Here is a 10,351-nt window from a genome sequence, read left to right as displayed (position 1 = left end):
TGGAGGCTGGTCTTCGCGAGGCCTCGGTAGCGGGATCTGCGCAGACCGCAGCGTCCGACGGCCTGGGAGATGGTGCCCTCGACACCGGCACGGATCTTGTACCGCTCCTTCCAAGCCTCGGTTCGCTGCTCGGCTCGGGCCGTGCGGACGGTTTCGTGTTCGTCGCGGCCCTGCCGGAGGTTGAGCTCGCGGCGTCGCGGCGAGGGTGAGTTGACGCAGTCGCGCAGGTGAGGGCAGGGGCGGCAGTCGGCCGGGCTGAAGCGGACCCGGATGACGGGCAGGCTCTGCTGGGAACGCCGCTCGGCCCACTGCGTACTGACGACACCGTTCGGGCAGGTCACCTGTTCGCGGTCCCAGTCGATGGTGAAGGCGTCCTGCCCGAAGGGCCCGTCGGCCGACGCGTCGGTGCTGGCAGCCATCGGACCATGCAGGACGACGCCGTGGTCCCTGCGGGCGGTGACGACCTGGCCGGCGGTGGGGTATCCGGCGTCGACCCAGTGCTCACCGGGCAGGCAGTCCCGCCCGGCCAGCGCATCATGGATCTCGGGGATGGTCACGCTGTCGTGGACGGTGGCGAGGGTGGTGGCCACGTTCGTGATCAGGTTCGGCGTCTGCGGCTCGCAGGTCTCGGTGAGGTGGACCTTGTATCCGTCCCATAGAGTGTCCCGCTTGACGCTGCCACGGGCTTCGGTGTCATAGAGGGTGACCAGGCGCAACGCGCCCGGCGTCCGGTCTTTTGGGTCCCGCCGCCTCACCTCGCCCTCCACCCGGTGGAAGTGCTGGACCCACATCTGCCGCAAGGTCTCCACCTCCGCCAGGACACCGAGACCGGCCGGTGCGTCCGCTGCGAAGACCGCTTCCAGCAGACGCGTCCCGTCACGGCCGATCCGCGCTCCCACCTCGTCGCGTCTGGTCCGGGCCTTGGGGAACCGGGAGTCCTCCGCGCGGGTGGCGTAGTGCTTGAACCAGTCCGGCTCCGCGATGTCCGACAGCCAGCCCGGGGCGGCCTGGGCGAGCGCGTTGAGCGCCGAGCGCAGGGTTTCGGCGACCATCTCCAGCCAGGACAGCTCACGGGCGGCCGACAGCACGTGCGTGGCGTCGGTGCGGGCCCGGCCCGCCGTCTTGAGCAGGCCCTTCTCCCGGGCCGCGATCAAGATGCCGTCCAGCACCCGCCGCCCGGCATCCGCCTCCACCAGCCGGTCCCTGAACTCCGACAGCACCGAGAAGTCGAATCCCGGGTCATCCAGTGCAAGGCCGAGGGCGTATTTGAAGTCGATCCTGGCCCGCACCGCCTATGCGGCCTGCCGGTCGGTCAGCCCCTCCACGAACTGGAGCACCAATACCAGCGCCAGCCCGGCCGGGGACCAGGCAGGCCGGCCCCGGACAGGGAAGAGGTCCGCGAACTCCTCGTCCGTGAACAGCGGCCCCAGCCCGTCCCGCAGCCGGATCGCCAGGCTCCCCTTCGGGAACGCGGCCCGCGCCACCCGCACCGTCTCCGCCGGGGTCTCCCCCGACCCCTTCGGCTGCATCAACATCCCCACCCACCCCATACGACAACGTCGGCCTTCAAGACCACAACCGGGTCTTGAAGGCCGACGTCACGCAGAGCCCCAAACAAACCAACAGCGTCCGCGATGCGCTCCGGGGCTCCGGGGTCGGTCAACCCGGATCAGGCGGTGGTGATGTTCTCCGCCTGCGGGCCCTTCTGACCCTGAGTGATGTCGAAGGTCACCGCCTGGCCTTCCTGGAGCTCACGGAAGCCGGAGGAGTTGATGTTGGAGTAGTGCGCGAAGACGTCGGGACCGCCGCCGTCCTGCGCGATGAAGCCGAAGCCCTTTTCAGAGTTGAACCACTTGACGGTTCCGCTGGCCATGCCCGTACCTCTCAGCAGTAAACGGATCCGCACCGCGCGGACCCGGAGGTGATCGCCCTGGTTCTCAGGCACTGCACAGCAAAACGCCCGCGCCAGGCGCGGGCAGGTACTGCGAACCACGACATCTTCCGGCGACGCTACACGGCGGGATCACTCCTCACCAGAGAGCAACGCCATTTTGCTGTGGATCACCTTCGCGGTCACCGGCTCATGCCACACCGACTACCGTCCGTTCAGGGGCCGTCGGCGCACCGAACTACACCGCGCGCCCACAGGACCAGCGGCAGCCGGAGGGGCAGCCGGGCGTAGGACGCGGCCCGCTGCGGCCGGGGCCGGTGACGCCGGTCGACGGCCATCCGCACATGGGCCCGGCGCGCCGGGCACCCCTCAGGGCGCCAGCAGCCGCCAGAGCAGCAGCAGACCCACTCCGCAGACGAGCAGTCCGGCGAGCAGGGCCAGCGTGCCCCGCCGTACGTTGTCGGGCTGGAAGCCGCCGAGCACGCTGAAGCACAGCCGGAACCCGTGGGCCACGGCCAGCGCCCCGCACGCGGTGATGGCGAACCCGGCCGCGATGGCGTCCCACTGGTCCTCGAACGCCCTCTGGTACGGCCCCGGTTCCCTGGTGGCCAGTACGTATCCGGCCGAAGTCAACAGGGCGGCGGGGAAGGCCACCAGGCCGAAGAGGACGGTCAGGCGCCGGATCACCGGAACGACCCTCTTTCCACGGGGAAGCGGGAGAGGCGTTCACGGACCGACCGCTTCAGCCGTTCCTCCCACCGGTCCCGCTCGGCGACATGGGTGAACAGCTCCCGCATCCGGTTCACCTCTTCGATCATGGTGTGTTCCTCCTCCGCGAACCGCCGGTTCAGCGGCCGTTCGATCCTCAGCAGAAGGGCGACGCACGCCGCGAGCGAGAGCGCCGCCACGGTCAGGCCGACCACGACGAGCACGCCCCCCGGGCCGTCACCCGTGGCGGCGGCGAGTGCCAGCACCGCCGGGATCAGCACCGCGAGGGAGGCCGAGGCGATCCGGGGCCGGCGGACCCGGCGCTGCCGGGCGCTCAGGGCCCGGACGCCCGCCAGTCGCCGTTCCGCGGCCGCCAGCGTCCGCAGGAATGCCGCTCCGTCGATCGCGGCCATGTCAGTCCCCGTTCCGCTGCGTGATGAACGACTGGAGTTCCTGGCCGAAGTGGGTGCGCAGCGCGCCGATCTGCGCGTCGTCCAGCTGGGAGGTCTGCGCGGGCAGCCCCGGAAGGAACTGGTGGCGGATGAGCCGGGAGGCCATCGGAAGGACGGACAGGCGCAGCGACGTCTCGTTCTCCAGGTCCCGCATGAGGGCGGCGAACGGGGACTCACGGCGGGCCCGCCCGGGGATGTAGTGGTCGCGCGCCTCGTCGAGCCGGTCCCAGTACAGATCGCTCTTGGACACCGCGACGATCAGCCAGCGCAGCCGCTTGGCCAGCTGCCCGTCGATGATCGCGTCGACCAGGAGACGGAAGTCGGCCACCTCCTTGCGGCGGTGCCAGTTCCGTACGGCTTCCCGGTCGACGGCGCCGTCGGCGGCGAGCGCCTCCTGGACGTCGCGCTGGGAGGCGCGCTGCCAGATCCTGTTGTGCCCCCAGCAGACGACGTGGACGATGCCGTGCGGGGAGGCCTCGCCCCGCATCGTGTCGTGCAGGGCCCGTTGGCGCTGGGTGGACAGCTGCCCCGGGATGACGGTGACGGCGGCCCGGGTGCGACGGTTGCCGGAGCGCAGGACCGTGGCGTGCTTCTCGATGTCGGGGCTGCGGGAGCTGTCGCTGTCGCCCGTGCGGATCGACTGCGTCAGCGCGTCGTACAGAACGGTCTTGCCCGCCCCCGCCTCACCGGTGACGGCGACGGGGTTGACCGAGAGGCCGAGCCGTCCGTTCAGGGTGGCCACGCCCGGCCCGGCCCCCGGGCCACCGCCGTCCACCGCGTGCCGGACGCTCTCCCACCGTGATCGGGTGTTCTCCCAGACGTCGGGCACGCTCGCAGCTCCCCCGGGTAGGCCGTTGGGGAGATGCTATCGATCAACTGGAACCGCTGCACCGGCACTTGCAGGATTCCGTGGAGATGGGAGAGGTCCGGGTCCGCCAGGTGCTACTGGATGAACCGGGGCAGCCAGCGCGCCTGGTAGTCGGGGTGGCCCGCGTACTCGGCGGCGAGTTGCCGGACGGCGAAGCCCAGGCCCACCGCCCGGCCGGAGCGGAAGTCCTCGGCCGGGCGGTCGGTGTCCAGGTCGGCCACCTCGACGTACTCGCCGACCATGACGCGGTTCGTCTCGATGCGCTCCAGGGTCCGCGCGGGGCTCTGGAGGGCGATGTGCTGGTCGAAGCCCCGGCCCCGCACCGTGAACGCCACCCCGCCGGTGCGGTCGTGGACCTCGCCCGGCACGTCGGCCGGGCACCGCCATCGGTCCCCGCCGGCTGCCAGTGCGACGTGTTCCTCGTCGGCGAGCCGCGCCCGGACGAAGGCCACCATGTCTGCGTTGCCGGCCATTGGATGCCGCTCCCTTGCGCTGATGGATCTCTGCACTCGATACGGGGAGCATTCTGGTGGACCGGGCGCGGCACGATCCACCTCCGCATCCGGTTCACCCCACCGTGTCCCCCGCGTCGCTCGCAGCCAGGTCGGCGAGGACCTTGTGCAGGGGTTCGGTCTCCCGGCGGCGGTACTCCTGCACCGCCCAGCCGTTGCCGTCCGGATCGGTGAAGTACAGGAAGGCCGCCCCGTCGTCGGGGGCGTACCGCTGCGGCTCGGAGACCTCGACGCCCCGGCCGACGAGTTCGGCGTGCGCGGCGGCGATGTCGGTGACGCAGAGCTGGAGGCCGTGGTACGTGCCCGGCTGCGGGGTCCCGGTCGGGTTGGGCAGTCCGTCGGTGAGGGCGATCGAGCAGCCGGATCCGGGCGGCGTCAGCTGGACGACGCGGGCGCCCGGCATCACCTCGGCGTCGATGTCGACGTGGAAGCCGACCTTGTCCCGGTAGAAGTCCCGGGCCCGGTCGATGTCGGTCACGGGAAGCACGATCACTTCGAGGGTCCAGTCCATGGGTCAGTGCTCTTTCGCGGGTCGGTCGGTGTCCGGGCCGGAGCGTGTCTCGTCCGGGTCGGGCCGTGGTGTGTGCTGGTCGGGCGGTGTCTCGTCCGCTCCGCCGTCGCCCGTCCCCGTCGCGGCCGCTTCCCCGGTGAGCGGCGTCGCGCCGCCCTGGAGGCGGGCCAGGTCGGCGGGCCGGACCTGGATGATGAACAGGGCGACCAGTGCGGCGAACACGGCGAAGCAGGCCGCGACGACGAAGGCGCTGGAGACGCCCGAGGCGAGGACCTCGTCGCCCCACGGCGGTGGCAGCTCGCCGGTCCTGCGGAACTCCAGTAGCTGGGCGGGGGTGCCCTCCTGGAGGAATCTCGGCACCTGGTCGGTCGCCTCGTCGCGGCTGGCCGTGCCGAACGTCGTGACCAGGATCGACAGCCCCAGGGACCCGCCGACCTGCTGGGTGGCGTTGAGGATGCCGGACGCGGCTCCCGCCTCCTTCGGGGCGACGCCGGACACCGCCATCAGGGTCAGCGAGACGAACTGCATGCCCATGCCGAAGCCGAACACGAGCATCGGGCCGAGGACGGAGCCGAGGTAGGAGCTGTGGACATCGGTCAGCGTCAGCCAGCCGAGCCCCACGGCGGCCAAGAGCGCGCCCACCACCATGAAGGGTTTGGGCCCCCACCTGGGCAGCAGCTGGGAGGCCAGGCCCGCGCCGACCGCGATGACGGCGCTCACCGGCAGGAAGGCGAGTCCGGCCCGCAACGGGCTGAAGTCGAGGACGTTCTGCACGAAGAGGGTCAGGAAGAAGAACATCCCGAACATCGCCGCGGCGAGGCTGAGCATCATCGCGTAGGTTCCGGCGCGGTTGCGGTCGCGGAACATCCGCAGCGGTGTGATGGGCTGTTTCGAACCGCGTTCGACCGTGATGAACACCGTGAGGAGCACGACGGCGGCCGCGAACGAGCCGAGGGTGAGCGGGTCGGTCCAGCCGTCCTCGGAGGCGCGGATGAAGCCGTAGACGAGCAGCACCATGCCGACCGTCGACGTCAGGGCGCCGGCGATGTCGAAGTGGCCCGGACGGCGTTCGGACTCGCGGATGTACCGGGGGGTCGCGACGGCGATCAGCAGACCGATGGGGATGTTGACGAACAGCACCCAGCGCCAGTCGAGCCACTCCACCAGCAGCCCGCCGGCCAGCAGGCCGATGGCGCTGCCGCCCGCCGAGACGGCGGCGAACACCCCGAACGCGTGGTTGCGTTCGGGGCCCTCGCGGAAGGTGGTGGTGATCAGCGACAGGGCGGTGGGCGAGGCGATCGCGCCGCCGACACCCTGGAGGGAGCGGGCGGCCAGCAACTGCCAGCCCTCCTGGGACAGTCCGCCGAGCAGCGACGCGAAGACGAAGAGGAGCACGCCGAAGATGAAGACCCGGCGGCGGCCGAGGATGTCGCCGAGACGCCCGCCGAGCAGCAGCAGTCCGCCGAAGGTCAGCGTGTACGCGTTGACCACCCAGGAGAGGTTCTCGGTGGAGAACCCCAGGTCCTTCTGCATGTGCGGAAGCGCGATGTTGACGATGGTGATGTCGAGCACCACCATCAGCTGGCAGGAGGCGATGATCAGCAGCGCCGGTCCGCTCCGGTGCCGGTCAGGCGTCTTCGCCGTTTCCGCGGGGGTCGCGTGGGAGCCCGTCATAGTGCGGTTCGTCTCTCGTGCCGAGGGCAGTGGGAGCGGCCGGTCTCTGCGTCGGTCGGGTGAACGCGGGCGTTCACCCGACCGACGTTATGCCGGAACCCGGAGCCTCGCCAATCGAGCCGCCGGTGGCCCGCGCGGGCCCTTCGCTTCACTGGAGCGCGTGGACCGCGGTACGGAAGACGACGGGCGCCCGGTGGGCCGCGGCGACGATCAGCCGCCCCGAGGACGGGCGGCCGGCGGCTCCCAGCAGGGCCGCGGTGAGCAGGCGGTAGCGTCGCGTGACCCGCGCCCACCGGCGTGGGTAGTCCTCGGGCCGGCCGGCGGTCAGGCAGTCGACAGCGGCCTTCGCGGTGGCCACCGCGAGGGCGATGCCCTCCCCGGTCAGGGCGTCCACGTAGCCCGCGGCGTCGCCGACCAGCAGGACGCGCCCGGCCCGCCGGCCCAGTGCCCGCTGACGCAGCGGACCGGCCCCGCGTACGGGGGTGGCCCCGGGGCTGCCCGCGAGCCGGGCCGCGAGGACAGGGAAGGCGGCCAGGTGCTGGTCGTAGGGGCGGCGGTCGCGGCTCAGGACGGCCACTCCCACCAACTGCTCGCCGACCGGGGTCACGTACGCCTCGCCGTGCCGGGACCAGTGCACCTCGACGTGGTCCGTCCACGGGGCGAGCGTGTAGTGGCGGCGCAGACCGTAGCGGCCGGGCCCGGGGACGGGTCGGTCGAGGCCCAGGGCGCGGCGCAGCGGCGAGTGGAGTCCGTCGGCGGCGATGAGCCAGCGCGCGGTGAGTCCGGCGGCGGTGACGGTGCGCTCGTCCTGGCGGATCTCCCCCACCTTTGCTGCGACGACGCGTACGCCGAGGGCGGCGGCCCGCTCGTGCAGGGCGGTGTGGAGTTCGGTGCGGCGCACGCCCGCGCCGGGACCGCCCCGGAAGGCCGCCTCCGCGCTGCGTCGGCCGTCGGTGTAGCGGATGCCGCGCAGTTCGTGGCCGGTGACCCGGACGCCGAGGCCGCGCAGGGCCGCGACGCCGCCGGGCATGATGCCCTCGCCGCACGCCTTGTCGACGGGGGCGGTGCGCGGTTCCACGACCACCGCCTCCAGGCCCGCCGACGCGGCCCGGATCGCGGCGGCCAGTCCGGCCGGTCCGCCGCCGGCGATCAGGACGTCGATCACGCGGGTGCGTCCATGGCCGGGAGCCGGGCCAGCGCCCGGTCCTCGCACCTGATCCGCACGGCCATGAGCGCGGCGTTGAGAACGGTGAACACGAGGGCGGTCGCCCACGCCCCGTGGACCAGGGGCAGCGCGAGGCCTTCGGCGGCGACGGCGACGTAGTTGGGGTGACGCGTCCACCGGTAGGGGCCGCCGGTGACGCGGGGCAGGCCCGGGACGACGATGACGCGGGTGTTCCAGCGGGGGCCGAGCGCGCGGATGCACCACCAGCGCAGCGCTTGCGCGGCCACGACCACGGCGACCATCGTCCAGCCGAGGACGGGCAGGAAGGGACGTTCGGCGAGCCGGACCTCCGCCAGAGCGCCCACCAGGAGCGCGGTGTGCAGGGCGACCATCGCCGGATAGTGCCCGCGGCCCGATTCGGTGCCGCCCCGGGAGAGGCTCCAGCGGGTGTTGCGGCGGGCCGCGACGAGTTCGGCGAGGCGCTCGGCCGCGACGGCCAGCACCAGGAGGGTGTACCAGGTCATACGGGGCTCCCGTTCACGGTCGGGTTCGGGTGCGGCGGCACGGGTGGCGGGTCATCGGGTCTCTCCGTCCTACCAGCGCAGCAGCACCAGTTCGCAGCAGAATCCCGGGCCCATGGCCAGCAGCAGCCCGGGGGTGCCCGGCTCCGGTCCGCGCTGTTCGATGGTGTCCCGCAGGACGTGCAGGACCGAGGACGAGGACAGGTTGCCGACGTCGGCCAGCGAGCGCCAGGTGACGTCGAGCGCGCCGTCGGGCAGATCGAGGACCTCGGTGACGGTCTCCAGTACCTTGGGGCCGCCCGGGTGGCACACCCAGTGGGCGACGTCCTTCGGTTTGAGGCCGTGCTCGTCGAGGAACTCCCGTACGTCGTCCGCGAGATAGCGGCGGACGACGTCGGGCACCGCCGGGTCGAGGACCACGGAGAAGCCGGTGGAGCCGATGTCCCAGCCCATGACGTGCTCGGTGTCCGGGTACATCCGGCTGCGGGTGGCGACGATCTCGGGCCCGGCGACGGCCCGGCGGCCGCCGAGCGCGACCACGGCGGCGGCTCCGTCGCCGAACAGCGCGGTCGCCACCAGATTGGCGGGCGAGGGGTCGTGGTGCTGGAAGGTGAGGGAGCAGAGCTCGACCGACAGGAGCACGGCCACGTCGTCGGGGCGGCCGAGGAGGTAGTCGTGCAGCCGGGCGGTCCCGGCGGCACCGGCGACGCAGCCGAGGCCGAAGACGGGCAGCCGTTTGACGTCCGACCGCATCCCGAGGCGGGACACGAGCCGGGCGTCGACGGAGGGGGCGGCGATGCCGGTGACGGAGGTGAACATCAGCAGGTCCACGTCGGTGGGCCGCAGCCCCGCCGCCCGCAGCGCGCCGCGTACGGCCTGGCCGCCGAGGTCGACGGCGGAGCTGATGAACACGTCGTTGGAGGCGCCGAAGCCGTCGAGGCCGCGGTAGGCGTCCAGGGGCAGCACGGTGTGGCGGGTGCGGACCCGGGCGTTCTCGTGGAGCCGGTCCAGGACACGGCGGTCCGCACCGGGCGGCAGGCAGGTACGGGCCACCATGTCGGTGACCTCACGCTGGGTGTGGCGGTGGGGCGGCAGGGCCCCGTGAACCGCGGCGATGCGGGTCATCCTGCTTCCTGCTTGGGTGGCGTCATGCCTCCATCCTGCCCACAGCGAGTGGTGAATCGGCGCGAAGGACCCGCCCGGTCGCCGCATTGACGGTGTGCCGGGCCCCTACGATCGCCCGATGGACGCCACGGACAGGGTGAGCCCGGCCGGCGCGGATCCGGCCGGAGCGGTTCCGACCGACGCAACTCCGGCCGGAACGACTCCGGCCGGCGCCGGGCGACGGGGCCGGGTCGTGGGGCTCGCGCTCGCGTGCCACCCGGGACCGGCGCTCGCGGTGACCGCGCTCGCCTGCGCCCTCGCCCTCGGCTCCGGTCTCGGCGGCCCCCGCTCCGCGCTGGTCACGGTGGCGGTGCTGACCGGCCAGCTCTCGGTGGGCTGGTGCAACGACGCGTACGACGCGCGGCGTGACGCCCGGGCCGGCCGCCGGGGGAAGCCCGCGGCGGACGGCACGGTCGAGCCGGGCACGGTGTGGGCGGCGGCGGCGATCGCGCTCGCCCTGTGCGTACCGCTCTCGCTGGCCTGCGGGGCCCTCGCCGGTACGGTGCACCTCGCCGCGGTCGCGGCCGCCTGGCTCTACAACCTGCGGCTCAAGGCGACCGCCCTGTCCTGGCTGCCGTACGTGGCCGGGTTCGGCGCCCTGCCGGCCGCCGTCGCTCTCTCCCTGCCCGGCGGCCCGTGGCCCCGGTGGTGGACGGTGGCGGCCGGGGCCCTGCTCGGGTTCGCGGCGCATCTGGCCGACACGCTCCCGGACATCGCGGCGGACCGGGCGGCGGGGGTCCGGGGCCTGCCGCACCGGCTGGGCGACACGGGGACCAGGCTACTGCTGCCGCTGCCGCTCCTCGGCGCCACGGCGGTGCTGGCGTTCGGTCCGCCCGGACCTGTGGACGGCGGGGGCGCGGCGGCGCTCGTCCTGGCCGGTGCGGC

At 72.8% G+C, this 10,351-nt stretch carries 11 protein-coding genes and 1 pseudogene; 1 reads left to right on the top strand and 11 read right to left on the bottom strand.

Annotation, left to right across the window (positions count from 1 at the left end):
* From B9S58_RS09855 to B9S58_RS09805, 11 genes and pseudogenes are all read right to left on the bottom strand, one after another.
* A pseudogene (locus B9S58_RS09855) lies at nt 1-1,535 on the bottom strand (IS1182 family transposase); the annotation flags it as partial.
* Between the two features lie 134 nt (nt 1,536-1,669).
* Nucleotides 1,670-1,873, bottom strand: a complete 204-nt coding sequence (locus B9S58_RS09850; RefSeq protein ID WP_032791721.1) for a cold-shock protein — start codon at nt 1,871-1,873, stop codon at nt 1,670-1,672.
* 387 nt (nt 1,874-2,260) lie between these two features.
* Nucleotides 2,261-2,578 (bottom strand): hypothetical protein, encoded by a 318-nt coding sequence (locus B9S58_RS09845; RefSeq protein WP_103531737.1) that lies wholly within the window; start codon nt 2,576-2,578, stop codon nt 2,261-2,263.
* Nucleotides 2,575-3,012: a hypothetical protein gene (locus B9S58_RS09840; protein WP_103531736.1), complete on the bottom strand. Its 438-nt coding sequence runs from the start codon at nt 3,010-3,012 to the stop codon at nt 2,575-2,577. The genes B9S58_RS09845 and B9S58_RS09840 overlap by 4 nt, the downstream gene beginning before the upstream one ends.
* Before the next feature lies 1 nt (nt 3,013).
* Nucleotides 3,014-3,880: a hypothetical protein gene (locus tag B9S58_RS09835; protein WP_103531735.1), complete on the bottom strand. Its 867-nt coding sequence runs from the start codon at nt 3,878-3,880 to the stop codon at nt 3,014-3,016.
* A 113-nt stretch (nt 3,881-3,993) separates the two neighbouring features.
* Entirely contained in the window at nt 3,994-4,392 is a 399-nt protein-coding gene (locus B9S58_RS09830) for a DUF6221 family protein (protein WP_103531734.1), read from the bottom strand.
* Nucleotides 4,393-4,486: 94 nt separating this feature from the next.
* On the bottom strand, nt 4,487-4,942 hold the full coding sequence (locus tag B9S58_RS09825; protein WP_103531733.1) for a VOC family protein: 456 nt from the start codon (nt 4,940-4,942) through the stop codon (nt 4,487-4,489).
* Between the two features lie 3 nt (nt 4,943-4,945).
* Nucleotides 4,946-6,616: an MFS transporter gene (locus tag B9S58_RS09820; protein ID WP_103531732.1), complete on the bottom strand. Its 1,671-nt coding sequence runs from the start codon at nt 6,614-6,616 to the stop codon at nt 4,946-4,948.
* Nucleotides 6,617-6,764: 148 nt separating this feature from the next.
* Nucleotides 6,765-7,781, bottom strand: coding sequence for an NAD(P)/FAD-dependent oxidoreductase (locus tag B9S58_RS09815; protein ID WP_103531731.1), 1,017 nt, complete (start codon nt 7,779-7,781; stop codon nt 6,765-6,767).
* Nucleotides 7,778-8,305 (bottom strand): isoprenylcysteine carboxyl methyltransferase family protein, encoded by a 528-nt coding sequence (locus B9S58_RS09810; RefSeq protein WP_103531730.1) that lies wholly within the window; start codon nt 8,303-8,305, stop codon nt 7,778-7,780. Before B9S58_RS09810 ends, B9S58_RS09815 begins: the two co-directional genes overlap by 4 nt.
* Before the next feature lie 69 nt (nt 8,306-8,374).
* Nucleotides 8,375-9,427, bottom strand: a complete 1,053-nt coding sequence (locus B9S58_RS09805) for a type III polyketide synthase (protein WP_103531729.1) — start codon at nt 9,425-9,427, stop codon at nt 8,375-8,377.
* Nucleotides 9,428-9,545: 118 nt separating this feature from the next.
* On the opposite strand from B9S58_RS09805, the gene B9S58_RS09800 reads away from it, so the two are divergent.
* Nucleotides 9,546-10,351: UbiA family prenyltransferase (locus B9S58_RS09800; RefSeq protein WP_103531728.1), on the top strand; the 806-nt coding region annotated here is incomplete at its 3' end.

This window comes from Streptomyces sp. SM11 (genome assembly GCF_002910905.1).
In the GTDB taxonomy this organism is placed as follows: Bacteria; Actinomycetota; Actinomycetes; order Streptomycetales; family Streptomycetaceae; genus Streptomyces.
This window is presented reverse-complemented; position numbering and strand designations above follow the sequence as displayed.

Bases quoted from the DNA above. Each gene is read 5' to 3' on its own strand.
- B9S58_RS09820 (WP_103531732.1), bottom strand. From the start codon at position 6,616: ATGACGGGCTCCCACGCGACCCCCGCGGAAACGGCGAAGACGCCTGAC.
- B9S58_RS09840 (WP_103531736.1), bottom strand. From the start codon at position 3,012: ATGGCCGCGATCGACGGAGCGGCATTCCTGCGGACGCTGGCGGCCGCG.
- B9S58_RS09850 (WP_032791721.1), bottom strand. From the start codon at position 1,873: ATGGCCAGCGGAACCGTCAAGTGGTTCAACTCTGAAAAGGGCTTCGGC.
- B9S58_RS09805 (WP_103531729.1), bottom strand. From the start codon at position 9,427: ATGACCCGCATCGCCGCGGTTCACGGGGCCCTGCCGCCCCACCGCCAC.
- B9S58_RS09830 (WP_103531734.1), bottom strand. From the start codon at position 4,392: ATGGCCGGCAACGCAGACATGGTGGCCTTCGTCCGGGCGCGGCTCGCC.
- B9S58_RS09825 (WP_103531733.1), bottom strand. From the start codon at position 4,942: ATGGACTGGACCCTCGAAGTGATCGTGCTTCCCGTGACCGACATCGAC.
- B9S58_RS09810 (WP_103531730.1), bottom strand. From the start codon at position 8,305: ATGACCTGGTACACCCTCCTGGTGCTGGCCGTCGCGGCCGAGCGCCTC.